This window comes from Chitinophaga varians, assembly GCF_014529945.1.
In the GTDB taxonomy this organism is placed as follows: Bacteria; Bacteroidota; Bacteroidia; order Chitinophagales; family Chitinophagaceae; genus Chitinophaga; species Chitinophaga varians.
Genome location: NZ_JACVFB010000008.1, coordinates 415,406 through 440,401, shown reverse-complemented (window position 1 = coordinate 440,401; position 24,996 = coordinate 415,406). Strand labels below are relative to the sequence as shown.

General features: G+C 49.5%; 20 protein-coding genes. 12 read left to right on the top strand and 8 right to left on the bottom strand.

Going from position 1 to position 24,996, the window contains the following annotated elements:
- Positions 1-105 precede the first annotated feature (105 nt).
- Entirely contained in the window at positions 106-642 is a 537-nt protein-coding gene (gene dcd, locus ICL55_RS32915; RefSeq protein WP_188105871.1) for a dCTP deaminase, read from the bottom strand.
- A gap of 108 nt (positions 643-750) precedes the next feature.
- On the opposite strand from dcd, the gene ICL55_RS32910 reads away from it, so the two are divergent.
- From ICL55_RS32910 to lpdA, 7 genes are all read left to right on the top strand, one after another.
- Positions 751-1,371, top strand: coding sequence for a 4'-phosphopantetheinyl transferase family protein (locus tag ICL55_RS32910; protein WP_188105868.1), 621 nt, complete (start codon positions 751-753; stop codon positions 1,369-1,371).
- A 38-nt stretch (positions 1,372-1,409) separates the two neighbouring features.
- On the top strand, positions 1,410-1,913 hold the full coding sequence (locus ICL55_RS32905) for a shikimate kinase (RefSeq protein WP_188105866.1): 504 nt from the start codon (positions 1,410-1,412) through the stop codon (positions 1,911-1,913).
- Positions 1,906-2,298 (top strand): DUF423 domain-containing protein, encoded by a 393-nt coding sequence (locus ICL55_RS32900; protein ID WP_188105864.1) that lies wholly within the window; start codon positions 1,906-1,908, stop codon positions 2,296-2,298. Before ICL55_RS32905 ends, ICL55_RS32900 begins: the two co-directional genes overlap by 8 nt.
- A gap of 14 nt (positions 2,299-2,312) precedes the next feature.
- On the top strand, positions 2,313-3,731 hold the full coding sequence (locus tag ICL55_RS32895) for an alpha/beta hydrolase family protein (RefSeq protein ID WP_188105862.1): 1,419 nt from the start codon (positions 2,313-2,315) through the stop codon (positions 3,729-3,731).
- 20 nt (positions 3,732-3,751) lie between these two features.
- Positions 3,752-6,418, top strand: coding sequence for an FtsK/SpoIIIE family DNA translocase (locus ICL55_RS32890; protein ID WP_188105859.1), 2,667 nt, complete (start codon positions 3,752-3,754; stop codon positions 6,416-6,418).
- A 133-nt stretch (positions 6,419-6,551) separates the two neighbouring features.
- The gene (gene lolA1 / locus ICL55_RS32885; protein WP_169228031.1) at positions 6,552-7,211 is read left to right on the top strand and encodes an outer membrane lipoprotein periplasmic chaperone LolA1; all 660 of its coding nucleotides are present in this window, start codon (positions 6,552-6,554) and stop codon (positions 7,209-7,211) included.
- A 159-nt stretch (positions 7,212-7,370) separates the two neighbouring features.
- On the top strand, positions 7,371-8,777 hold the full coding sequence (gene lpdA / locus ICL55_RS32880; RefSeq protein ID WP_188105857.1) for a dihydrolipoyl dehydrogenase: 1,407 nt from the start codon (positions 7,371-7,373) through the stop codon (positions 8,775-8,777).
- A gap of 73 nt (positions 8,778-8,850) precedes the next feature.
- Here lpdA and ICL55_RS32875 read toward each other — a convergent pair whose 3' ends face one another.
- Positions 8,851-11,670, bottom strand: a complete 2,820-nt coding sequence (locus ICL55_RS32875; RefSeq protein WP_188105855.1) for a S8 family peptidase — start codon at positions 11,668-11,670, stop codon at positions 8,851-8,853.
- 522 nt (positions 11,671-12,192) lie between these two features.
- Between ICL55_RS32875 and ICL55_RS32870 the strand changes: the two genes are divergently transcribed.
- From ICL55_RS32870 to ICL55_RS32860, 3 genes are all read left to right on the top strand, one after another.
- Positions 12,193-13,017, top strand: a complete 825-nt coding sequence (locus tag ICL55_RS32870; protein ID WP_188105853.1) for a M57 family metalloprotease — start codon at positions 12,193-12,195, stop codon at positions 13,015-13,017.
- Positions 13,018-13,293: 276 nt separating this feature from the next.
- Positions 13,294-14,118 carry a M57 family metalloprotease gene (locus ICL55_RS32865; RefSeq protein ID WP_188105851.1) on the top strand — a complete coding sequence of 275 codons (825 nt, stop codon included), beginning with the start codon at positions 13,294-13,296 and terminating at the stop codon, positions 14,116-14,118.
- A 279-nt stretch (positions 14,119-14,397) separates the two neighbouring features.
- Entirely contained in the window at positions 14,398-15,213 is an 816-nt protein-coding gene (locus tag ICL55_RS32860) for a M57 family metalloprotease (RefSeq protein ID WP_188105849.1), read from the top strand.
- A gap of 165 nt (positions 15,214-15,378) precedes the next feature.
- On the opposite strand, the gene ICL55_RS32855 is transcribed toward ICL55_RS32860, so the two are convergent.
- Positions 15,379-16,128 (bottom strand): sensor histidine kinase, encoded by a 750-nt coding sequence (locus tag ICL55_RS32855; RefSeq protein WP_188105847.1) that lies wholly within the window; start codon positions 16,126-16,128, stop codon positions 15,379-15,381.
- Between the two features lie 198 nt (positions 16,129-16,326).
- On the opposite strand from ICL55_RS32855, the gene ICL55_RS32850 reads away from it, so the two are divergent.
- On the top strand, positions 16,327-18,495 hold the full coding sequence (locus ICL55_RS32850) for a S46 family peptidase (protein WP_246496794.1): 2,169 nt from the start codon (positions 16,327-16,329) through the stop codon (positions 18,493-18,495).
- Positions 18,496-18,613: 118 nt separating this feature from the next.
- On the opposite strand, the gene ICL55_RS32845 is transcribed toward ICL55_RS32850, so the two are convergent.
- Both ICL55_RS32845 and ICL55_RS32840 read right to left on the bottom strand, forming a co-directional pair.
- On the bottom strand, positions 18,614-19,501 hold the full coding sequence (locus ICL55_RS32845) for a class I SAM-dependent methyltransferase (protein ID WP_246496792.1): 888 nt from the start codon (positions 19,499-19,501) through the stop codon (positions 18,614-18,616).
- A 46-nt stretch (positions 19,502-19,547) separates the two neighbouring features.
- On the bottom strand, positions 19,548-21,098 hold the full coding sequence (locus ICL55_RS32840) for an acyl-CoA mutase large subunit family protein (protein ID WP_188105844.1): 1,551 nt from the start codon (positions 21,096-21,098) through the stop codon (positions 19,548-19,550).
- 22 nt (positions 21,099-21,120) lie between these two features.
- Here ICL55_RS32840 and ICL55_RS32835 point away from each other — a divergent pair, with 22 nt between their 5' ends.
- A complete protein-coding gene (locus ICL55_RS32835; protein WP_188105842.1) occupies positions 21,121-22,098 on the top strand; it encodes a M23 family metallopeptidase in 978 nt (325 codons plus the stop codon).
- On the opposite strand, the gene ICL55_RS32830 is transcribed toward ICL55_RS32835, so the two are convergent.
- From ICL55_RS32830 to ICL55_RS32820, 3 genes are all read right to left on the bottom strand, one after another.
- On the bottom strand, positions 22,099-22,623 hold the full coding sequence (locus tag ICL55_RS32830) for a DUF7935 family protein (RefSeq protein WP_188105840.1): 525 nt from the start codon (positions 22,621-22,623) through the stop codon (positions 22,099-22,101).
- Positions 22,624-22,806: 183 nt separating this feature from the next.
- Positions 22,807-24,000, bottom strand: a complete 1,194-nt coding sequence (locus ICL55_RS32825; protein WP_188105838.1) for a pyridoxal phosphate-dependent aminotransferase — start codon at positions 23,998-24,000, stop codon at positions 22,807-22,809.
- A gap of 258 nt (positions 24,001-24,258) precedes the next feature.
- Positions 24,259-24,984: a DUF4397 domain-containing protein gene (locus ICL55_RS32820; protein ID WP_188105835.1), complete on the bottom strand. Its 726-nt coding sequence runs from the start codon at positions 24,982-24,984 to the stop codon at positions 24,259-24,261.
- Positions 24,985-24,996 lie beyond the last annotated feature (12 nt).

Genomic DNA, 24,996 nt, shown 5'->3' with positions numbered 1-24,996 from the left:
CCTTTGCTTTCTTATTATTCTTATCAATCCTTTGCTTTCTTATTATTCTTATCAATCCTTTGCGTCTTTGCTGCTTTGCGCCTTTGCGTGACGTCTTGGACGTGACTAGAAATCATTCCGCCACATCATGCTTTCCACCGGCCTGATCGTACGGCCGTTGTATTTGGCATTGCCCTTTTTGTTGTACATGGTTTCTACTTCGCCTTCTACCACAAAATAGATCAGCTGGCCGATCGGCATGCCGGCATAAACCCTTACCGGCTGTGCGCAGGATATTTCCAGCGTCCAGGTATTGCAGAAGCCAACATCGCCTTTACCTGCGGTAGCGTGGATATCGATACCCAGGCGGCCGGTGCTGGACTTACCTTCCAGGAAAGGCACGTGGGCGTGTGTTTCGGTGTATTCGAGCGTAACACCGAGGTAGAGTGTTCCGGGTTGCAGCACGTAGCCTTCCTCCGGAATTTCGAAATGTTCTATTTCATTGTGTTTGCGGGCATCGAGGATACGGTCTTTATACGTAGCCAGGTATTTGCCCAAATGCACATCATAGGAATTGGTACCCAGATATTTCCGGTCATAAGGCGATATGATGATAGTGCCTTTTTCAATTTCTTCCAATATCCGTTTGTCTGACAGGATCATGTTAGGTGTTTTAGTAGTAGCAAGAAAGGTTCCGGCATTTTAAGGGAAGCGTTAAAAAGCTTTAACCTTTGCTGTTATTTCTGCTTTTTTGCTTTAATTTGGCAAGATATGCCATTAATACGTACCATACAAATTGATCCGGAAACCAGGTTGGGCGTGTGGAGCATAGAAGAACCGGAAAGTTTCTTCCGGGAACGGGTAAATATCAGTCCCGATATTCATCATCCACACAAGCGGTTACAGCATTTAGCCGGAAGGTACCTGCTGGTGACCCTTTTTCCGGAATTTCCGCTGGAGAAGATAAAAGTCAGCGAATCCCGTAAACCCCTGTTGCTGTGCGATAGCTTTCATTTTTCCATTTCCCACTGCGGTGATCATGTGGCCGCCATTGTGAGCACCAAAGCGGCGGTGGGAATAGATATCGAAGAGGTAAAAGACAAAATAGAAAGGGTATCCCATAAATTCCTGTCGCCCGATGAACGGGACTTTATCGATCCCCGGCACTCCCTGCCGCATAAAACTATCTGCTGGAGCGCCAAAGAGGCCATGTTTAAATGGTATGGACTGGGCAGCGTTGATTTTAAGGAAAATCTCGTGTTACAACCCTTTGTATATCAGACAACGGGTTTTATCACCGCTAATTTTGTGAAGCCGGATTCAAATACCCGGTTATATTTGCAATATATAATGGAAAATGGTTTGTGCCTGGCATGGACCCATCCGGTGTGAGGAACGGCATTTTACTAACTGTTGCGTTATTTTGACTTATGAAAATATTCTTGCTCGGCTTCATGGGAGCCGGAAAATCCTATTGGGGAAAGCAACTGGCAGATCACTGGAATGTGCCTTACTACGACCTGGACGAGGTGATTGTGGAAGCGGAAGAAATGGCCATCAGCGACATTTTTGCGACCAAAGGGGAAGATTATTTCCGGGAAAAGGAAAGTATGCTGCTCCGTGAACTCTCCCGCCAGGAGAATTTCCTGATCTCCTGCGGCGGCGGCACGCCCTGCTTCCAGGATAATATGGACTTCATGAATGATAAAGGCACCACCGTCTGGATCAACCCGCCGCTGGAAACAATGGTGGAAAGACTCACACGCAAAAAACATAAACGTCCCCTGATACAGGACCTCGATGACCAGGACCTGGCAGACTTCGTGGAGAAAAAACTGGCCGAACGCAGGCCCTTCTACGAACAATCCAGGCATATCATTTCATCCGATAACATTACATTGGATACCTTTACGAAAAATATCGAACATGCATAAAGGCTTTTTAGTTTGGGCAGCTGCTCTGGGCGCGCTCGCAGTGATTTTAGGCGCTTTCGGCGCACATAAACTGAAAGAACTGGTGCCCCCGGAAACAGTATCTACTTTTCAGACAGGCGTTACTTACCAGTTCTATCATGTGTTTGCGCTGCTGGCAACCGGCATCCTCTTTGCTAATGCTCCGGGCAGTCAGCTGGAATGGGCCGGCAGATGTTTTATCATCGGCATCTTCCTGTTCTCCGGTTCCCTCTATGCGCTGACCATGCTGAAAGCTACGGGCAATGTAGGATTGAGAGGAATCGGTATCATCACCCCCATCGGTGGCCTGGTGTTCATCGCCGGGTGGATTTCACTGCTGTTGGGGCTCCTGAAAATTAAAGCGTAAAAAGCAGATCGTATATGCATAAAGGATACTGGTTGCTGTGGATGTGTATCGCCTGGTGCTCTGTTGCCATGGCCCAACAAACAAAAGATGTCAGTGGTAAATGGTACGGTATAACCAAATCCTACTACGGCGATAAACAACGCCTCACCGTCGTACTCGAAAAAGAAGGAGAAGGCTACAAAGGGGAACTGCAAAACCCCGATCACGAAGAGGAAGCTATCTCCCTCGATCATATTATCTACCGCGGAGATACGCTGTTGCTCCGGATAGACACTATCCAGTTCGCCTACACGGGTGTTTGGAATGCATCGGAAAAACAGTTTGAAGGTATCTTCTCCTGGGGTGGGCTGAAAGGCACGTTTAATCTCTCCAGGAAAGAGATCAAAGCAAGCGACGTCTACAACCGCCCGCAGGAACCGAAACCGAAGTACCCTTATCATACTGAAAACGTGCAGTTCAACAATGAGCACGATCATGTGTCGCTGGCCGGAACTTTCACCCGCCCGTTTGACTGGGGCCGTTATCCGGTGGTGATCATGCTGAGCGGCTCTGGCCCGCAGGACCGCGACGATGAAAATGCCGGCCATAAAACCTTCCTGGTGCTGGCCGATTTCCTCGCCCGCAACGGTATCGCCAGTCTTCGCTTCGATGATCGCGGAGTAGGCGGCTCCGGTGGCGTATATGCCAATTCCAACATATACGACTTCGCCAGAGATGCCAAAGCTGCACTCGAATACCTGAAAACACGAAAGGACGTAGATCCATATACGATAGGCCTGCTGGGCCACAGCGAAGGAGCCATCGTGGCACAAATTGCCGCGGCAAACAATAAGTCAGTGGCTTTTGTAGTTTCTTTGGCAGGACTGGGCGTCACCGGCCGCGAAATGGTGGACCAGAAAGTGGTCCTCGACGGACGGATGTCCGGCGCTTCTGACGAGGAAATAAAAGACCGCCTGCAACGGCTCAAACCATACTGGGACGCGCTGGCCAGCGATACCAACTATACACTGGCGGCCACCAGGGCTAAAACAGTGCTACGCGATATCTACCGTAACTCGCCGGACGAAATCAAAAAACAATTGTCTGAGGAAGAGTTCACCAGTGATATGCATTTCGATCGGGAACTGTCATCAATTTTGTTATATAAACCGCTCGACTACCTGAAGCAGATCAAGTGCCCGTTCATGGCTGTCAACGGCACCCGTGACCTGCAGGTAGATGCCACTACAAACCTGAACGCCATTGAACGCGCCCTGCGCGAGAATGGGAATATGCTTGTCACCATACGGAAGTTCGACGGATTAAACCACCTGTTCCAACGTTGTAAAACCTGCACTGTAGCGGAATATGGCGACCTGGAACAGACCATTGATCCACTGGTGCCGGAATTTATTGCACACTGGATACTCCAGTTGCCGCCCAGGCCCAGGTAATCCCAACTTGAAGTTAAATTATGTCCAAGAATAAACTGAAAAACGAAAAACCGGAGAGCAAAAAACCGAAAGCCCCCACACCCAACCCTGAAGTGCTGAAGAAAGACAAGGAGGCTGAGGTAAAAGTAAAAGAACTCGTAAAGGATGAACGTACCCACAAAGTAATGGGTGTGTTCTTCCTGCTGCTGTCTGTCTACTGCTTTATTGCTTTCACCTCCTACCTGTTTACCTGGGAAGACGACCAGGACAAAGTATTCCGCTACACTACCCGTGAGCTGCTGATCGGCGATGTGAAAGTGGACAACCTGCTCGGCCGCCTCGGCGCCTACGTGTCACATAACTTCTTTTATAACGGAGTGGGCATCGCCGCTTACCTGTTTTGCTACTTCTTTTTTATCATTGGCGTCAATTTCATTGTAGGCCGGCGTGTATTCCGCGTTTGGCGCAATGTGAAGTATATGATCTTCGGCCTGCTGTTTATCAGTATGGCCATGGCTTTTGTCACCAACGGGGCCGATTTCCCCTGGGGTGGCGCGCTGGGTAATGCCCTCGACAAATGGACTTCCGGGTTCATCGGTAAAACGGGCACCGCGCTGCTGCTGCTCGTGGCGGGTTTCTCCTGGCTGATCTGGAAATTCAATTTCGATTTCAAATGGCCGGAGAAAAAAGTAAAGCCGCCCAAACCCGTACCGGTAGCCCCGGTAGCGCCAGCTGCTCCCGCAGTGGCCTCTACAGCCGTTCCTACGCCGGTAGAGGCCACACCTGCGCCTGAACCGGCCAAAGGTAACGCCCTCAAAGGGGATGGCGGCGTGGTCGTGATCCCGCCACATGAGGAAGAGCCGGAAGAAGAAATTCCTATGACTCTGATCGAAAAGGACGATGAAGTAACGGTTATTCCTGCTGCCCATGCCGCATACGTGCCGCCGGTAGTGCCACCGGTACCGCCTGTTGCGGCTGCACCAGCGCCGGAAGAGGAAGAAGAAGAGCTGGAAGAGGAGGAAGAAGATCCGGGCCCGCTCCTGTACGTGGAAGATGTGGAAGAAGAGCTGCCAGCGCCGCCGCCGGCTCCTAAGAAGAGAAACCAGCCGGAAGAAGTGGCCTTTGAAATCAAAGAGACTTTTAAAGATGAGGAAGACGAGGTGGAAGAACTGGCGACTGTTCGCCCGGTGGTGCCCGTAGATCCGTATGATCCGTCGCTGGACCTGCGCGATTACCGTTACCCGGGCCTCGACCTGCTGGAAAACCACAACGCTGATAAAGTAGTGGTACAGGATACCGGTGAACTGGAGAAAAACAAAAACCAGATCATCGATACCCTCAAAAACTACGATATCTCCATCCAGAAAATCAGTGCTACGGTAGGACCTACAGTAACGCTCTACGAGATCGTACCCGCCGCCGGCGTTCGTATCTCCCGTATCAAAAACCTGGAAGATGATATCGCGCTGAGCCTGTCGGCCCTGGGTATCCGTATCATCGCGCCTATCCCGGGCAAAGGCACCATCGGTATCGAGGTGCCCAACGTCAAGAAGAGTATCGTATCACTCAAAGCATTGCTGGCATCGGAGAAATTCCAGAACAGCACCATGGACCTGCCCATCGCCATTGGTAAGAAGATCGACAACGAAAACTTCATCGCCGACCTGGCTAAAATGCCGCACCTCCTGATGGCGGGTGCCACCGGTCAGGGTAAATCCGTGGGCATCAACACCCTGCTGGTGTCGCTGCTGTATAAAAAACATCCTTCCCAGCTGAAGTTTGTACTGGTAGACCCGAAGAAAGTGGAGCTGTCGTTGTATAAGCTGATAGAGAAACACTTCCTGGCCAAACTACCGGGTGAAGAGGATGCGATCATCACCGATACCAAAAAGGTGATCCATACGCTCAACGCGCTCTGCATAGAGATGGACCTGCGGTACGATCTGCTGAAAGAAGCCGGTACCCGCAATATCCGGGAATACAACGCCAAATTCACCCAACGGCGCCTCAATCCGCAGAAAGGGCACCGCTACCTGCCGTTTATCGTGCTGGTAGTGGATGAGTTTGCCGATCTGATCATGACGGCAGGCAAGGAAGTGGAAATGCCGATCGCCCGTCTGGCACAGCTGGCCCGTGCGGTGGGCATTCACCTGATCATTGCCACCCAACGCCCGTCAGTAAACATTATCACCGGTACTATCAAGGCCAACTTCCCGGCCCGTGTGGCCTTTAAGGTGTCTTCCAAGATAGACTCCCGTACCATCCTCGATATCGGCGGTGCGGAACAGCTGATCGGACAAGGGGACATGCTGGTGTCTTTCAACGGGGAACTGGTGCGTTTGCAATGCGCCTTTGTGGATACGCCGGAAGTGGAAAGCGTTGCGGAATTCATTGGTAATCAGAAGGGATACCCGGATGCCTTCCTGCTGCCCGAATATGTGGACGACAAAGATACCGATGGGAAAGAGCTGAGCCTGGCAGACAGAGACCCGCTGTTTGAAGAGGCGGCCCAGGTGATCGTTCAAACCCAGCAGGGATCTACTTCTTTGTTGCAACGACGGATGAAACTGGGCTATAACCGCGCAGGCCGCCTGATGGACCAGCTGGAATCTGCCGGTATCGTTGGCCCCAATATGGGTTCCAAAGCCCGCGATGTGTTGGTGAAAACAGATTCGGAGCTACAGGAAATTCTTAATGATTTGTTATAATATATTAAGAGGATAGGGCATACGTTACACATTTTAACAAAATAAACCGAATTTTGCCCTTCGACTAAAGACCAAACTATCATACCGGCATGCCATTTGACATGGCTGGGTTAGAAAACAAAAAAAATCTACAATGAAGAAATTTGTATTGACAGGATTGTTGTTAAGTGGTATCGTTTTCAGTGGTATGGCCCAATCTAAGGGTGCCAGCGATCCTAAAGCGAAAACGATCCTGGACGGCGTCAGCAGCAAATTTAAATCCCTCAAAACCGTGGTGGCCAACTTTGTATTGAAGGTGGAAGGCGCCAACAACAGCGTAAACGACTCCAAAAAAGGAACGGTATACCTGAAAGGGGCCAAATATAAAGTGACCCTGCCCGGACAGGAAATCATCAGCGACAACAAAACCTCCTGGACATACGCTAAAGATGTGAATGAGGTAACCATCAATAATGTGGACCAGAGCAGCGGCGCCATGACACCGGCCAAGCTCTTTACCAACTTCTATGATAAAGACTATCTGTACCGTCTGGATGGTGAGTCCAACGAAAAAGGCAAGGTGTTGCAGAACATCGAAATGACACCAACAGACAAGTCCAAAAATATCTTCAAAGTGATCGTTTCCGTTGACAAAAAGAACCAGAGCATTGCTAAAATGAAAGTGTTCGAGAAAAACGGTAACCACTATACTTACGAGATCACCAGCTTTACGCCGAACGCTAATGTAACAGATGCCATCTTTACATTTGATGCTAAAAAATATCCGGGCGTAGAAGTAGTGGACCTCCGATAAGCAATTACAAATTAGGAATTACGAATTACGAATAAAGGGTCCCTTGTCAGAAGGTTACTAAGTAGCCTTCCCATAAGCGGGCCCTTAATTCGTAATTCGTAATTCCTAATTCGTAATTATTGTTATACCTTTGGCAAGTTTCAATTAAAATTAAACAATATGGCATACGACGTAATCGTAATTGGTAGTGGCCCTGGTGGATATGTGGCTGCTATCCGTGCTTCGCAGCTGGGATTTAAAACCGCGGTAGTGGAAAGGGAAAGTCTGGGTGGTATCTGTTTAAACTGGGGCTGTATTCCGACCAAAGCGTTATTAAAAACGGCACAGGTATATGAATATACGCAGCATTCCAAAGACTACGGTATCACTATCGGAGATGCGAAGGTAGATTTTGATGCTGTTATCAAGCGCAGTCGTGGCGTTGCTGATAAAATGAGCAGGGGCGTACAGTTCCTGATGAAGAAAAATAAGATCGACGTGATCATGGGTACCGGCAAGCTGAAAGGCAAAGGCCAGGTAGAAGTGACGGATAAAGATGGTAAAGCGACCGTATACGACGCTAAACACATCATTCTGGCTACCGGCGCCCGCGCCCGCGAACTGCCTAACCTGCAGATCGACGGTAAAAACGTGATCGGCTACCGCCAGGCGATGGTACTGCCGCAACAACCTAAATCCATGATCGTGGTTGGTTCCGGCGCTATCGGCGTGGAGTTCGCTTACTTCTATGCTACCCTGGGCACTAAAGTGACCATCGTTGAGTTCATGCCACGTATCGTACCGGTTGAAGATGAAGACATCTCCAAAGAACTGGAAAAAATATACAAAAAGAAAGGTATCGAAATCATGACCAACGCCTCTGTGGAAGCGGTGGAAGCAGCTGGTAACGGTGTAAAAGCGAAAGTGAAAACACAAACCGGCGAAATCACCCTCGAAGCAGACGTGGTACTGAGCGCTGTAGGTATCGCTGCCAATATCGAAAACCTGGGCCTCGAAGCACTGGGCATTAAAACCGATAAAGGCCGCGTTACTGTCGACAAATACTACCAGACCAATGTTCCGGGCGTTTACGCAATCGGTGACATGGTTCCCGGTCAGGCACTGGCGCACGTTGCCTCTAAAGAAGGTATCGTTTGTGTGGAAGCTATCGCTTACAACGAGAAAAAATACGCACACAAACCTGAAACTATCGACTACATGAACATTCCGGGATGTACTTACTGCGCACCGGAAATCGCTTCTGTAGGCTACACCGAAAAAGCTGCGAAAGAAGCAGGCTACGAAGTGAAAGTGGGCAAATTCCCATTCTCTGCTTCCGGTAAAGCTTCTGCTGCCGGTGCTACGGAAGGTTTCGTAAAAGTAATCTTCGACGCTAAATACGGCGAATGGCTGGGTACTCACATGATCGGCGCTAACGTGACCGAAATCATCGCTGAGACAGTAGTGGCCCGCAAACTGGAAACTACTTACCAGGAAGTGCTGGATGCTATCCACCCGCACCCAACCATGAGCGAGTCTGTAAAAGACGCGATCGAAGTAGCTTACGGCGAAGCAATTCACCTGTAATCAACTTACTCCATTATACGCAAAAGGCCTGCCGCTACGGCAGGCCTTTTGCGTATAATGCCTTTCTCTCTCCCTACTGCTTCACGATCTGCTTCGAGTAGATACGCTGGCTGCCCAGGAAAATACTGCAATTGTAAACGCCCGGCGCCAGCCGGTCAACGGGAAGGTATTCCTGTATGTCATTAATTGTACGCTGTAAAACAATTCTGCCGCTCATATCTGTCAATACCACCTGCCTCGTCCGGTAGTTCTTATCAAGAATGATCAGCTGGCTCAATACAGGATTGGGGAAGATCAATACGTCATGTTGCAACAGGATGCTCACAGAGGCGATATCAGAATAGATGATTTGCCCGTCCTGCCTTTCCAGTGCTACGCGGTATTGTACCACTCCTTCATAGGGATTGCTGTCCAGGAAGCCGTAGAAGTTAAAGTCGCTGTTTACGGCGCTGGTACTCAGTTTCGTCCAGCCTGTCGCCGAACGCCTTTCCCAGGATATATTTTTAAGCAGATAGGTAGATCCGAGCGAGAGCGATAACGACACCTGATTGTCCGTCGTTCTGTCGGCCAGCAGGGCTTTAATATAACAACCAACGCCCTGCAACGCGTAGTTATTGGCATAGCTGCGGAGACCTTCCCAGCCAGCAGGAGCGATGGGGCTGATAGCATAATACATCGAAGTATTACCCTGTTTGGGAATAAACAGAAATGTGTCGGTCAACTGTTTATAGGGCGTCATGACACCGCCTTGTGACAGCATATACGCCTGATAGCCGCGGGCTTCCGGCAGCCCCTTCCAGTATATCATGGCGGTATCTGAACAGTTGAAACCGGTGAACAACGTAATCAGAGGCGTGACATAGCAGGGTGGGCTGATAAAAGAGGTATCCGTTAACGTTAGTTTAAAAAATACTTTGTTGAACAGCTCCGGAACGTTCCAGTAGGCCATCTGCTGCTGCAGGGGCACCTGGCTGGCGATAGGTATCCAGGTGGCGCCGCTGTCGATGCTGTAGGAGATATCACCGTTACCACTATACGTAGTTTCCCATTGCAGGGGAGTGGGCTGCGAAGCCGGTATGATGGCGCCGTTCACGGGGTTCTGCCAGGCAAAGGACGGTTCCCGGATAAAATCATACACCATATAAAACGGTTGATCTGCCGTGCTGAGGTTTTTGCTTTTTACCGTGATGTGCAGGTTACCTGCTGCGGGTTGGTCTATGCTGATCTGTTCTGTGTTATTGAGACTGTCAACGCCGCGATGGGCTGCCTGTCGCAGCGAATCGGCTGCCGGAAAGGGGTTGAGCACCCAGGGGAGCCATGTTTTCCCATCGGGGGTAACGGCCTGCATGTCCAGATCGTTGACCAGCGCTTTAGCTGCGTTGAGGGCTGCCGCGGGGTCGTTCCAGCAAAGAGTCACTTTCACCTGCCTTACGCCTGCCGGTACGGGAATATCAAAAGCGGCGGTATTGTTAGGGAGAATGGTGCCCTGGCGGTAGCGACCGGCGCTGAGGGTGGTCAGCGCGCCTGCGGCATGCAGGCTGCCAAAACCATAGGTATAGGCTGGCCGGCCACCGGTTGGCAGCGCAGCACTATTGATCAGCAATGCGCGAACGAGCGCGGAAGACGGTGCCACACCGCGCAGCTGGCGGTAGGCGTCCTGTAACAGGGCTACCACGCCGCTGGTAAGGGCTGCTGCGCCTGAAGTGCCATCCTGCCCATAAGCCACTATCTCGGGCTTAATGCGCCCGTCATACGCCGGCCCTCTCGATGCCAGCGTGGCCACATCAAAATTGGCTTCCGTGCCACCTACTACCATCACGTTTTTGGCTTGTTTGAAATTGCCGGTCAGGTTGGAGAAGGCGCCAACACCCTGATAACGGCCGCCGGAAGGGATCGTAGTACCGCTATTACCGGCAGAGAAAACATGTAGTAACGTGTCTGCTGCCCGTATCTGCTGATCGTAGGCGACGGCTTCAGCGCCATATTCGTATTCAATGGGGATACCGTAGGAGTGATTTTGAACGGTGACGTTGTAGTCCCGGTAGTAAGTATCGGCATCCGGGAAAAGCACGCGGGAACTGCTGGACGTCAGCCTCACTTCGGGGGCTACCCCCAGACCGTTAGCGCCACTGTTGCCGGCGCCACCCAGCAGCGTGGCCATAATAGTGGCGTGTGCGCTGTTGGTGTTCGACTGAAGAGGAGAGCGTACGTATCTCGCTAACAGATCAATATCGGTGGTGTCAAATAAATCTTCTTTAACGGAAACGGTTATACTTTTTCCACGTATCGTCGGAAACTGTTGCTGGGCCACATTGATGCGGTTTACATACGGATTGATGGTGTTGACGATCACCTCCGGTGATGCATGCCTTACCTGGCTGGCCGCCATCACGTTTGGCATAGCGATCAGGGAGGGCCAGTCCCGCTGCTGCAACTTTATCACCGCTGCATGGTAACGGTCAACCGTATAGACCGTTTTGGTATGTGCCGCGCTGAAATGTTCGCCGCTGTAAGATACCTGCACCTCGACGCTATCAATCGGTTGCAATGACTCCAGCTGCGCCAGCAGGGCATCTGCGGCTTTGTAATTAGGACCGGCGGTATAACTGTACTGTACTTTTTTTCGCAGTGTACTGTCTGCCGGTAGTTGTTGTAAAATGTAATGGCGGCTGGTCAAAGCCTTGATGACGCCGCACCGGGCCAGTGTTTTATCATCCGGGATGTGAGTGAATTTAACAAACAAAGGCGCTTTTGTTGGGAATACTGCCAACGTATCGAGCGCATATCTTTTGATCATCACAACTTCCCGCATACGCTGCTGCGACATGGCAGAAAGGTGGAGGGATAACAGCAAAATGAGTGCTGATAAGGCTTTGACGGTTTTCTTTTTCATGCTAACGGGCGATAGATCCTGGTGTTGGACGATGTTACTTAAAACTACTGCAATAAATCGTTCAACGCAATTTTTTATGCATACACGCAAAATATTTTTTTTAAGTTGAACGAAAGTTGTAATATTGGTAACACGATAATTTGTATTGAAAACGAGCAACGAAATCTAATTAAACCATACGAGAGAACCGATAACCAAAGGTTAACTGAAGAGCAAGTCTGAATCCCGGAAACACCGGTCTACTAAGTCATAGCCAATCATTGAAAATGCATGCCGATGTCTGAACAGTGACGTCAACGATGTAATATGTCTGCTAAAGAAGAGCACTGAAAGCCCGCTTTTTTCGGATGTGTAACACCATGCAATTTGTTGTTTGTCGGTAGCACTGCCCACTTCCGCCAGTAGCATTGCCCCTGCAGATACGCACTGTTGTTTCTTGTCGTAAAATTATTTGTACACCGGCTGTATGCAAATCAGCCGGAAGAGAAATATTTTTTCTTTTCTAAACCAAAATCCGAACTGATGAAAAAACAAATGCTCGCCGTAATTGCCTGTCTGGCCGCAGGTGTATTAATTTCCTCGTGTAACAAAAACGACAAACAACCGGACGCTCAACCCAATCCTGTTTCCGATGAAGTACTGGCGCAAATCAAAGCCAATGGCTTCAGCACCGATAATGTGCAGAAAACAGAAGACGGTTATCTCGTGGAAGGGGATATCCTGTTGACTGCCGATCAATTGAAAGAAAAAGTTGGCACTCCTACTTTGCGCATTGCCAACGATGAACAGTATCGTACCAATAACCTCGTCTCCGCGCTGCCCCGCGTTATTACGGTGAAAGTAAGTAATCTGGGCACCGCTTTTATCGCCGGCACTGACACGGCTATTGCCCGTTATAACAGACTGGGACTGCGTATTACCTTCCAGCGCATTACCAGCGGAACGGCTACCATTACTATTAAAGGTTTTAATCAGGGCCCCAGCGGCGGTTACATCACCCTCGGTTCTTCCGGTTTCCCTACCAGCACCGGTAACCCTTATGGCACCATTAAGATGAATACCAATCAGTATGCGTATGGTTCTAACCCCAATGTGCTTTATGTAGGATCTGTGATCCAGCATGAAATTGGTCACTGTATCGGTATGCGTCATACAGACTATATGAACCGTGCATACAGCTGTGGTGGCTCTGCTGTAAATGAAGGTGATGGCGGCGTTGGCGCCGTTCAGATCCCTGGTACTCCTTCTGGTCCGGATGCTAACTCCTGGATGCTGGCTTGCTCCAATGGTGGCAACCGTACCTTCAATGCGAATGATATCATCGCTTTAAATTACCTCTATCACTAATGATTGCCAGACATGGAGACTGCCTGCCGATGTCTGAAATAGCCATGGCTAAGCTGTAATATGTCTGTTAAAGAAGAGCACTGAAAAACCCGCATTTTCCGGATGTGTAACACCATAAATTGGTTGTTTGCCAGCAACATTGCCCGCTTCCGACGGTGGCATGGTGCCGGCAGATAAGGACGGCTGTTTTTTGTGGTGAAACCATTTGTATACCGGCTGTATCCCAATTAGCCGGAGGGAATCACTTTTTTCCTTTTTAAACCAAAACCCGAAGTAATGAAAAAACAATTGTTTGCCGTAATTGCCTGTCTGGCTGCAGGTGTAATGATTTCTTCCTGTAACAAAAATGACAAACAACAGGAGTCACAACCCAACCCTGTTTCCAGTGACGTACTGGCGCAAATAAAAGCCAATGGCTTCAGCACTGACAATGTGCAAAAAACAGAAGACGGTTATCTCGTGGAAGGAGATATCCTGTTGACAGAACAACAACTGCGGGAGAAAGTCGGTACTCCTACTTTGCGCGTTGCCAATGATGAACAATATCGCACCAATAACCTCGTCTCCGCGCTGCCCCGCGTTATTACCATTAAAGTCACCAATCTGGGCACCGCTTTTATTGCCGGTACCGATACGGCTATTGCCCGCTATAACAGACTGGGCCTGCGCATTACCTTCCAGCGCATTACCACGGGTACGCCTAATATTACGATACAAGGCTTCAATCAGGGCCCCAGCGGCGGTTATATTACGCTCGGATCTTCCGGTTTCCCTACCAGCACCGGTAACCCTTATGGCACTATTAAGATGAACACCAACCAGTATGCCTATGGTTCTAACCCCAACGTGCTTTATGTAGGATCTGTGATCCAACATGAAATTGGTCACTGTATCGGTATGCGTCATACTGATTACATGAACCGTGCATACAGCTGCGGTGGCACTGCTGTAAATGAAGGTGATGGCGGCGTTGGCGCTGTATATATTCCGGGTACTCCTACCGGTCCGGATGCCAACTCCTGGATGCTGGCCTGCTCTAATGGCGGCAACCGCACCTTTAATGCCAATGATATCATCGCATTAAATTATCTCTACCACTAGTCTGGCAGAGATTTGGCGTGAGCCAAATTGTTGAGAACACAGCGTAGATGTCTGAATAAGGCATCTGCGCTCTCACATGTCTGCTAATGAAGAGCACTGAAACCCCTTATTTTTGCACATAACACCGTGCCATCTGTTGTTTGTTGGTAGCATTGCCCACGCCCTCCGTAACGTTGCCTCACAGATAAGCATTGTTGTTTTTATAATCAGTCATTTGTATGCCGGTGGTAGCTATACTGCCGGGAAGAAAATATTTTCTTTAAACCAAAATCTGAAGTGATGAAAAAACAAATGCTCGCCGTAATAGCCTGTCTGGCCGCAGGTATCATGATTGCTTCCTGTAGCAAAAACGACAAACAACAGCAAGTGCAACCCGATCCTGTTTCTGATGAAATATTGGCGCAGATAAATGCCTATGGCCTGAGTACCGACAATGTCCGGAAAACACCGGACGGATATCTGGTGGAAGGCGATATCCTGCTCACTGCTGATCAACTGAAAGAAGGAGTCAACAGCACCGCCTTACGGGTAGGGCAAGTGGAGCAATATCGTTCCTCCAGGCTTGTAACGGGATTACCCCGTACCATTACGGTAAAAATAGTTGGCCTCAGCGCCGCATTTGTGGCGGGAGTTGACACGGCGATCAGGCGTTATAACAGTCTGGGTTTGCGTATTACCTTTCAGCGCATAACAAGTGGCAATGCGGGTATTACCATTGAAGGCTTTAACCAGGCCCCTGTCAATGGTTACGTTTCCTTTGCTAGCTCTGGTTTCCCCACCAGCGCCGGCGATCCTTGTCCGACCATCAGGCTGAACTACAACGCAGCTGCTTTTGGTATTAATCCCAATGTACTGTTTGCAGGATCTATGATTCAACATGAAATGGGCCACTGTCTGGGAATGCATCATACGGATTATATGGACCGTTCTTTTAGCTGCGGCGGCGCGCGGGTTCGTGAAGATATCACGCCGCAGTGGATCCCCGGCACTCCTATGGGGCCCGACCCGGATTCGTGGATGCTGGCCTGTTCCAATGGCGGTAACCGTCCATTTAATGCCAACGATATCATTGCATTAAGATATCTCTACCGCTAATTATTTAATCATTTAGGCATTTAATCATTTAGACATTTAGACATTTAATCATTTAGGCATTTATGTATTGCGTAATTGAAGCACCGCAAAATTGATTGGTATATGATAAATAGATGCTTTTATACTCCAATAATTAAATAATTAAATACTAAAATGACTAAATAATCAGATGTCCAGCGACAACTTCACCACATGCACGCCGTTGTCTTCCCGTATCTGCAACTGATGCCGGTGCGGATACAGCTGTTGCAGCCGCTGGCGCGCATGGCGTATATCCTCGGCAGCCGCGCCTTCATCCATTGTCACCGGAAAATGCCTGTTGCTGCAATAAAAGCGGATACATTTATCGGTAGCCTGCAGGTGGACGACGATATCAGAAGCTTCCTGGTTGCTGACGCCACGCTGGAAGGCATTTTCCAGGAATGGCAACAACAGCATAGGCGCAATACATTTAATACCAGGATTGCCGGAAACGGAAAATTTCACCTTCGTTCTCGGTGTAAGTCTCAGCTGTTGCAGGTCAATATAATCGTGTAAACATTCTATTTCCCGTTGCAATAAAACATAATCATGACCGGTATCAGTGGTGGCATACCGCATCATGTTGGATAATTTGAGGATACTGGCAGCCGTATACTCATGTTGTGACATCGCCAGCGAATAGATGTTGTTGAGTGTATTAAAAAGAAAGTGCGGCTGTAACTGCGATTTCAGGAAAGACAATTCTGCCGCTGCTTTGAGGGCTTTGGTATGCAGCGCCTGCTCGGATAATCTCCAGCGGTGACAGGTGACCTCAATGGCCACACTTAGTACTACCGACAAGACCACGGCCAGCACATGATTGTACCAGTATTGCCCCCGAACAAAAAGCAACGGAAGGCTTAAACATATCACCCAGCCGGTGATATGCAGCATTATGACCATCAGTTTTGACCGGAACATGCTCAACAGATATTCGGAATTAGCTCCAATATGCGCCAATTCCCCTGTTTAGCGCACTACATCTCTGTCAATACGGTCTTTATGTCGATGAATCCGCAGAAACACAGGTTTATCCTTCCTCGCCTCCCCGAATTGTAGTAAATTGCCGGTTCTATAAAAAGAATATCAGATATGTTGCAACGAATCGTGAAGCCGCTGTTGATGGCAGCACTCCTGCTGCTCTCCCAGCTGACTTATGCCACGGAGGGGATGTGGTTACCTCAACTGCTGTCCGGCCTCAATGAGAAAGAGATGAAAGGGATGGGGATGAAAATCAGTGCGTCAGATATTTACAATATCAATAAGGGAAGCCTGAAAGATGCTATCGTCAGCTTCGGTGGCTTCTGCACGGCAGAGGTCATCTCTTCGCAGGGACTGATCCTTACCAACCACCACTGCGGTTATGAATCCATCCAGAAACACTCTTCCCTGCAAAACAACTTTCTGGAAAAAGGCTTCTGGGCTAAAACAGCCACCGAAGAACTGCCTAACCCAGGCCTCTTCGTGACGTTCATCGTCCGGATCGACGATGTGACCAAAGCCGCGCTGCAGGACGTTAAACCTGGTATGAGCGAACGTGAGCGTCAATCGGCCATCGATAAACGCCTGCACGAAATCCGCCAGAATGCCCGTAAGGAGTCCTGGCAGGAAACCATGATCAAACCTTTTTATGAGGGCAACCAGTACTTCCTGTTCGTTACCGAAACTTTCAACGACGTACGCCTCGTAGGTACACCGCCTTCTGCCATCGGCAAATTTGGCTCTGACACCGATAACTGGGTATGGCCCCGCCATACCGGCGACTTCTCCATGTTCCGCATTTATGCCGGCAAAGACGGTCGCCCTGCGCCTTATTCGCAGGATAACGTACCGCTGTCTCCCAAGTATTTCCTGCCGGTATCCCTGAAAGGCGTGAAACAAAACGACTTTACCATGGTACTCGGTTTCCCCGGCCGTACCAACGAATACCTGCCTTCTGAAGCGGTGAAACTGACAGTGGAAGCGCTGGACCCTGCTAAAGTAGGCATGCGCGACGCGGCTCTCGAAGTGATCGACGGCTACATGCGCAAAGACGAACAGATCAAAATCCAGTACGCAGCGAAATATGCTAACACCGCCAATGCCTGGAAAAAATGGAAAGGCGAGATGTTAGGTGTTAAACAAACACATGGCATCGATAAAAAAGAACAATATGAGGCGCTCTACCGCGAAACGCTGGACGCAGCCAACCCGGAACTGAAAGTACAGTATAGCGGCGTATTAGACTCGCTGAATGAAATGTACCGCCGCATACGTCCTTATGCCCAAACCCGCGACTATTACAGCGAACTGGTGAGAAACGTAGAGCTGTTCACCGCCGGCGATCGCCTGATCAGCTTCCTCGGTGAAGTGCGCGACAAAGGGGAGGGACAGTATGAAACGCTGCGCCAGCAATTCCTGGAGTCTATGCAGCCGTTTTATAAAAACTATAATGCACAGGTAGACCACGACGTAAGCGTGAAGCTGCTGGAGATCTATGCGAAAGGAGTACCGAAACAATACGCCGGAACAGAATATGCACAGATCTGCGCAGAGAACAATAATGACAGCCGTGCACTGGCTGATAAAATCTATGCGACATCCGCGCTTACTTCTCCGGAGAAACTCAAAGCATTTGTACAACAACCGTATAATGCAGTAGTGGCCCAGATGTGGAAAGACCCGGGCACCCGCCTTATCATGGCTATGCGCAAAGGTTTTGTGGACAACGTCAGCAAACCGGTCAACGATCTGCAAAACAATATCAATAACCTCCAGCGTACCTATATGCAGGCACAGATGGATGTAATGGCAGGTAAAAAACGTTTTTATCCTGATGCCAACAGCACGCTGCGTGTTACGTACGGGAAAGTAGACGGCTACAGTCCCCGCGATGCCATACATTACGACTTCTATACCTACCTCGATGGGGTCATGGAGAAATATGTGCCCGGCGATTATGAGTTTGATGTGCCGGCTAAACTGATTGAACTGTATAAAAACAAGGACTACGGTCGCTACGGTGTCAATGGTAAAATGCCGGTATGTTTTATCGCCAGCAACCATACTACCGGTGGCAACTCCGGAAGCCCTGCACTGGATGCCAACGGTCACCTGATTGGGCTCAACTTCGACCGTACCTGGGAAGGCACCATGAGCGATATCAATTACGATCCGTCCATCTGCCGCAATATCATGGTGGATATCCGCTACGTGTTGTTTATCGTCGATAAGTTTGCCGGTTGTACCCGACTGGTGGATGAAATGAAACTCGTGAAATAAATTATAAATTACGAATTACTCATTACGAATTAGGGGTTCAATATTAGGCTTTAGTTCTAAACTATCGCTTCATATTGAACCCCTAATTCGTAATGAGTAATTTATAATTCGTAATTACCTATAACTTGCATTCATATACGATGGAGCTGCACTGATCTACTTTCTTCAGTCCTTTGCGGTAGGAGCGGAAACCATGGAAGAAACCCGCGAACAGCCGGCTTTTACCGGTCTTATATTTCTCGCTCAGCAGGCTCACATAAAAACCATCAAATACCATCGGGTGTTTTTTCACCAGCTTGATCTGATGCTGACCAAGCAGTTGTTCCATGGAGGCAGGAGAGAAGTGGTAAAGGTGACGGGGCACATCATAGGCAGCCCAGTATTCTCCGTAATGCGCAGCATCTGAAGAGGTATAGTTAGGTACCGCTATCAGCAGGGCGCCTCCGGGCTTCAGCAGCTGACGGATACGGTCCAGGTAAGCATGCAGCTCATGCACGTGTTCCAGCACATGCCACATGGTAATGGCGTCGTACTGTTGCGCCGGCAATTTAAAAAGCTGATCTATGGGAAGCGGATCTATGTTGTAAAGTGTTTTGGCATTATGACGGGCATTTTCGTCGGGCTCCAGACCGGTAACGGTCCACCCGCCCACCTGCATGTAATGTAGGAAAGCGCCGGTGCCGCAGCCGATGTCCAGCAGGTTGCCCTGTTTCATACCGGCGGCAGATCGTACCCAGTTTTGTTTGGAACGCAGCGTGATTTTACGCACGCTGTGGTATAAACGGTTAATCAGTCCCTGTTTGGTCTCTGAGTGCGAAATATATTCCTGCGATTGATAATACCGGCCGATATGCTCGTTGTCCGGCACATTTTGGGTAAAACGGCCACCACAACCTCCGCAATGGAATATGGGAAATGTTTCTTTGGATACAGTGTAGTCTTTAGCGGTAAGTGCTTCATGGATTTGTGAGGATCCACAGAGCGGACAGCTATGATAATAAATCAAGTTCAATTTTTTTAGACCCCAAAAATAAATATCTAATTCGTAATTGTTACGCTTTATATTCTCCCCATACCTGACGAAGTGCGTCGGCAATCTCTCCTAAAGTACAATAGTTCTCAACGGCAGTCACTACCAGCGGCATCAGGTTTTCGGTGGTTTGTGCCGCTTCACGGATACGTTGCAGGCATTGTGCCGCGACTTCGTTATCACGACGGGCACGCAGCGCCTGCAGGCGGTCAGACTGCATCTGGCGGATGCTGTCATCAATGCGGAACACTTCCGGCGGCTGATTATCTTCCACCACGAATTTGTTGACCCCTACAATGACTTTTTCATTGTTTTCCACTTCTTGCTGATATTGGTAGGCGCTTCGCGCGATTTCATCCTGCACGAAGCCCTGTTCAATGGCGCTGACAGCACCACCCATCGCGTCTATTTTATGGATGAGGTCCCAGGCTTTACTTTCTACTTCATTGGTCAGCGCTTCCACATAGTAAGAGCCCGCCAGCGGGTCTACGGTGTCAGCTACACCACTTTCATAACCGATGATCTGCTGGGTACGCAACGCAATGCGTGCTGCTGCTTCTGTAGGAAGGGAGAGGGCTTCATCGTATCCGTTGGTGTGAAGGGATTGGGTGCCGCCCATAGTGGCCGCCAGCGTTTGCACGGCTACCCGCACAATGTTGTTGTGCGGCTGCTGTGCGGTAAGCGTGCTGCCACCCGTTTGCGTATGGAAACGCAGCATCTGTGCCTTAGGATCAGTAGCGCCCAGCTCTTTGGTGATGTGGGCCCACATTCTGCGCGCAGCGCGGAACTTGGCAACTTCTTCAAAAAGATGGTTGTGCGCATTGAAGAAGAAGGACAGCCTTTTGGCAAATACGTTAATATCAAGTCCTTTTTCCAGTGCGGCTTTCAGATAGGCTTTACCGTTAGAAAGGGTAAATGCCAGTTCCTGTACGGCATTGGCGCCGGCTTCACGAATGTGATAACCGGAGATGGAGATGGTGTTCCACTTGGGCACTTCCCGGCTGCAATAGTCGAATATATCGGTGATGAGCCGCATGGAGGGTTTAGGCGGATAAATGAAGGTGCCGCGTGCGGCGTATTCCTTCAGGATATCATTCTGGATGGTGCCCGAAATCTTTTTCAGATCGGCGCCTTGTTTTTTAGCGAGCGCAATGTAGAGCGCCAGCAGGATAAACCCGGTGGCATTGATGGTCATGGAGGTGGAGATCTGTTCCAGGGAAATACCTTTGAAGAGGATCTCCATATCATCGAGGGAGTCAATGGCTACGCCTACTTTACCGACTTCGCCTTCAGACATGGCATGGTCGGAGTCGTACCCGATCTGGGTAGGAAGGTCAAATGCCACGCTGAGGCCCATTACGCCCTGACTCAGCAGATAGTGGTATCTTTTGTTGGATTCTTCCGCTGTACTGAAACCGGCATACTGCCGCATGGTCCACAGTTTGTCGCGGTACATAGTGGCATGGATGCCGCGTGTGAACGGGAAAATGCCAGGCTGTTCGTTCATCGGTACCGGCTGAGTGTACAGCGGGTCAATGGTAATACCGGAGTCGGTTTGAATGATCTTTTCCATGGTTGTTGTAACTAGCGTTGCAATGTTACATAATTATTATGGTACTTCGCCGCCGGGAAAAATATTGATATTTGCAGGAAAGTCCGGCTTTGTTATGATCATCTGGTTGTTACTATGTATTACCCTCGCATTGGCGCTTTATAGCCTCTATTTATTGTTCCGGGCCGGTCACCGGCCGTTGTCCCGCTCTTATCCGACCCTGCTGCTGGGTTTGTCGATGGGAGCGTTCCTCTATCTCTATGGTACCTGGGTGTACCTGTCGATTTATTCCAAATATGTTTTTGGCGTACTGCTGGTATTGTTCGTTATGTGGCTGCCTTTCGGGCGCAAGCGCAATACGGCTGCACTGCCTGCCTGGAAAAAAAATGCCAACTTTGGGCTGACAGGTTTGTTCCTGGTGGCTACGCTTTTTTATTTTACCGGAACAACAGGCACGCCGCGCACGGTGAATCTGGCATTCCCGCTGAAATCGGGCCGTTACTTTGTATTGCAGGGTGGGAAAGGGCTGCCGACGAACGTCTTTCATTTCAGTTTGCGAGGGGCCATCTATGCGATGGACATCGTGAAGCTGGACAGCCGCGGGTGCCGCGCCGCCAGCGTGTTCTCCCGTAAACTGGACGACTACTGGATTTTTAATGATACGGTATATGCTCCCTGTGATGGCACAGTACGCAGGGCATATGGTGATAACCCCGATAATATCCCGCCCAATATGGACAGAGGCCCCAAAAATACCAACCAGGTGTTACTGGAAGGGGCCGATTGTTACTTCTTTGCCGGCCACCTGAAAATGAACAGCGTGGTGGTGCACGAAGGGCAATACGTGAAAAAAGGGCAGGCGCTCGGCTGCGTAGGTAACTCCGGCTTTAGCACGGAACCACACCTGCATATCCAGGCACATGCCCGTCAGGCGGGCGTGCCCTGGTACAAGGCGCCGCCACTTTACATGTTGTTTGATGGAAGAGGGTACCTGCTGAATGAAGTAATCAGCACGAAATAATTAGTGCATCAGCCTTTTGGCCTCCGCATTGATGATCTGCGCTGTCAGCTCCGCCGGTGACTCACCTGCCTGCAGAAATACTTCCAGCAGCTGCCGGTTCAGTTCCAGCGCCGGTGCGTCCTGAGGCAGTTGCATCGCTATCTGGTTGATGACGGAGATCGTCTGTTCTTTCAGTGTTTTCACCGCTTCCCAGGTCATGGCCGACACATAAATCTGTTGGGTGATGTTGTGCTCGTACTCTGCTTTAATGCTCTGCACCATCGAAATCTGCATGTCCACCGCGGTGAGGCCGGGCTGATAAATACGGCCAATCAGGCTTTGCGGCGTGATACGGTCTACATATAACGCCAGTCTTTCATAGGCTTGCAACTGCAGCGGCAGCACAGTTGGATTTACCGTCTGCGGATGGGCTTCCGGTGCGGGAGCCTCGGTTTTCTTCCTGAAGAACATATCACGGACGGTCATATACAGAATGGCAATCACGCCAATCGCCAGCGCCACATACAAGAGCTGTTGGGAATTCATCTTATCGGAACGTTTTGAATCGCAAATATATATAAAATAATTGCGAATTGTCAATGACGAACGTCATATATAAATTACGGATTACGAATTATGAATTACGAATGCGGGGCTTCCTTACGGAGAGGTTAATAATTGACCGCGCTGTAAAAACAGCTCCAATTCGTAATTCATAATTAGTAATTGTTATTTCAGTTTGCCCAGCCATTCTTTCAGTCTGGCCACGCCTTTTTCCAGGTTGGCCATGCTGGTGGCGTAAGAAAGCCGGATGCAGTTTGGCTGCTGGAAAGCAACACCGGTCACAACAGACACGTGTGCTTTATGCAGCAGGTACATACACAGATCATCCGCATTCTTAATATGGGAGTCTTCAAAAGATTTGTTGAAAAAAGCACTGATATCCGGGAACATATAGAAGGCGCCTTCCGGATCGTTCACTTTCAGTCCGGGAATAGTTTGCAGCGCTTCATGTATGTAGGCACGGCGTTTTTTGAATTCAGCCACCATTACCTCAGCGGTGGTCAGTTCGCCGGTGAGTGCGGTAATAGCCGCCCGCTGCGTAATAGAGCAGGTAGCAGAAGTGAACTGGCTCTGGATTTTATCGCAGGCTTTGGCGATCTCCAGTGGAGCAGCCAGATAGCCGAGGCGCCAGCCGGTCATCGCAAAACCTTTACTGAGGCCGTTGATGACGATGGTACGTTCTTTCATGCCGGGAAACTGCGCTATGCTCTCATGTTTCCCTACATAGTTGATATATTCATAGATCTCATCAGAGATGATAAAGATCTGGGGATGTTTGGCAAATACTGCTGCCAGGCCTTCCAGTTCCTCTTTGGAATATACAGATCCGGTGGGATTGCAGGGAGAAGAGAACATAAACAGCCTGGTCTTAGGCGTGATGGCCGCTTCCAGCTGCGCAGGCGTGATCTTGTAATTGTTCTCAATAGTGCTGGGAACAAATACGACGGTACCCTGGCAAAGTGCTACCTGTTCGGAATAGGTAACCCAGTAGGGAGTAGGGATGATGACTTCATCGCCGGGATTGACGATGCTCAGCACCACGTTGGCCAGGCTTTGTTTCGCGCCGGTGGTCACCACTATTTGCTCCGGCGTATAGTCAAGACCGTTATCACGTTTCAGTTTGTGCACAACTGCCTGTCTTACTTCGGCATAACCGGCTACAGGGGTGTAATGGGTAAAGCCGTCATCGATAGCCTTTTTAGCCGCTTCGCGGATATGTTCCGGCGTATCAAAGTCAGGTTCTCCAATACTCAGGTCTACGATGTCTATTCCCTGTGCTCTCAGCTCTCGGCCAAGTTTGGCCATTTTAATGGTTTGCGGCTCGGAAATCCGTGACAGCCTTTCTGCTAGTTGATTCATATCTAAACATTGGATTGACCGGAACAAACCTACATAAAATTTCTCGCAAAGACGCAAAGCAGCAAAGAGCGCAAAGGGTTTTTTAAGGTAAAAAAGAAAGCAAAGAGCGAAGACCACATTTATTGTTGATATTGTAAATAATCTATAGATCAATTATTTACAGTACAAACAAAAACAAAAATCTTCGCTCTTTGCTTTCTTAATATTTACGCTTACAAAAGCCTTTGCGCTCTTTGCTGCTTCGCGTCTTCGCGTGAACTAGTAGCTGGAGCTGTGTGACAGGTAGTACAACTGCAGTTTGTTGTCACCAGTGCTGTCTTTAGCGCCGGCCAGGTAAATGGTATAAGCATATCCTGCCTGGAACGGTACATTGGTAGCACCGGCACTCTGACGGGAAGTACCTTTTGCGAGGATAGCGGTCTGGCCGGTCAGCGTTACGTAGTATTCTACGGTGCTGTTATAGGGGGCTGCCACATTCCATGCTCCATTGACCTGGAACGGTTGGTTTTCCAGTACCTTTTTATTGTCGATGTAAAGATCCACCGGACCCGCGTTGGGGCTGAGGTTCAGGAAACGGAAGTTCACCTTGTCGCTGGGAAAAGAGCGGAAATCTTCCGGGATCAGTTGAGAGACGAAATTTTTGTTCACATCATTGTAGGTAACGATGGTGTAATACTTGGTGGAATCAAACTGACGGGTAACAGAGTCCAGGCCGCTACCATTCAGGTTCCGGAAAGAAAACGTGTGAATTCCGGGCAGGTCCTGGAAGGGGGCAGAGGCGGCAGTCTTGTAAGCACTGCTGTTCATTTTAGCACCGTTGTTAAAGATGTCCAGGCTGGACGGGAGCCAGGCGCCGTTGATGATAGCTCCGGTATAAGTCATCCTTTGTGGCGTAGGGTCACTTTGTTTCAGACAGGATGAAAATCCGATTACTCCTCCCAGCAGGGCGGCTATCGCCCAAACACGATTTTTTTTGATCAGCATTAGCTCACAGTT

Coding starts and splice junctions, on each gene's coding strand:
- dcd (WP_188105871.1), bottom strand. CDS start 642: ATGATCCTGTCAGACAAACGGATATTGGAAGAAATTGAAAAAGGCACT.
- ICL55_RS32910 (WP_188105868.1), top strand. CDS start 751: ATGCCATTAATACGTACCATACAAATTGATCCGGAAACCAGGTTGGGC.
- ICL55_RS32905 (WP_188105866.1), top strand. CDS start 1,410: ATGAAAATATTCTTGCTCGGCTTCATGGGAGCCGGAAAATCCTATTGG.
- ICL55_RS32900 (WP_188105864.1), top strand. CDS start 1,906: ATGCATAAAGGCTTTTTAGTTTGGGCAGCTGCTCTGGGCGCGCTCGCA.
- ICL55_RS32895 (WP_188105862.1), top strand. CDS start 2,313: ATGCATAAAGGATACTGGTTGCTGTGGATGTGTATCGCCTGGTGCTCT.
- ICL55_RS32890 (WP_188105859.1), top strand. CDS start 3,752: ATGTCCAAGAATAAACTGAAAAACGAAAAACCGGAGAGCAAAAAACCG.
- lolA1 (WP_169228031.1), top strand. CDS start 6,552: ATGAAGAAATTTGTATTGACAGGATTGTTGTTAAGTGGTATCGTTTTC.
- lpdA (WP_188105857.1), top strand. CDS start 7,371: ATGGCATACGACGTAATCGTAATTGGTAGTGGCCCTGGTGGATATGTG.
- ICL55_RS32875 (WP_188105855.1), bottom strand. CDS start 11,670: ATGAAAAAGAAAACCGTCAAAGCCTTATCAGCACTCATTTTGCTGTTA.
- ICL55_RS32870 (WP_188105853.1), top strand. CDS start 12,193: ATGAAAAAACAAATGCTCGCCGTAATTGCCTGTCTGGCCGCAGGTGTA.
- ICL55_RS32865 (WP_188105851.1), top strand. CDS start 13,294: ATGAAAAAACAATTGTTTGCCGTAATTGCCTGTCTGGCTGCAGGTGTA.
- ICL55_RS32860 (WP_188105849.1), top strand. CDS start 14,398: ATGAAAAAACAAATGCTCGCCGTAATAGCCTGTCTGGCCGCAGGTATC.
- ICL55_RS32855 (WP_188105847.1), bottom strand. CDS start 16,128: ATGCTGCATATCACCGGCTGGGTGATATGTTTAAGCCTTCCGTTGCTT.
- ICL55_RS32850 (WP_246496794.1), top strand. CDS start 16,327: ATGTTGCAACGAATCGTGAAGCCGCTGTTGATGGCAGCACTCCTGCTG.
- ICL55_RS32840 (WP_188105844.1), bottom strand. CDS start 21,098: ATGGAAAAGATCATTCAAACCGACTCCGGTATTACCATTGACCCGCTG.
- ICL55_RS32835 (WP_188105842.1), top strand. CDS start 21,121: ATGTTACATAATTATTATGGTACTTCGCCGCCGGGAAAAATATTGATA.
- ICL55_RS32830 (WP_188105840.1), bottom strand. CDS start 22,623: ATGAATTCCCAACAGCTCTTGTATGTGGCGCTGGCGATTGGCGTGATT.
- ICL55_RS32825 (WP_188105838.1), bottom strand. CDS start 24,000: ATGAATCAACTAGCAGAAAGGCTGTCACGGATTTCCGAGCCGCAAACC.
- ICL55_RS32820 (WP_188105835.1), bottom strand. CDS start 24,984: ATGCTGATCAAAAAAAATCGTGTTTGGGCGATAGCCGCCCTGCTGGGA.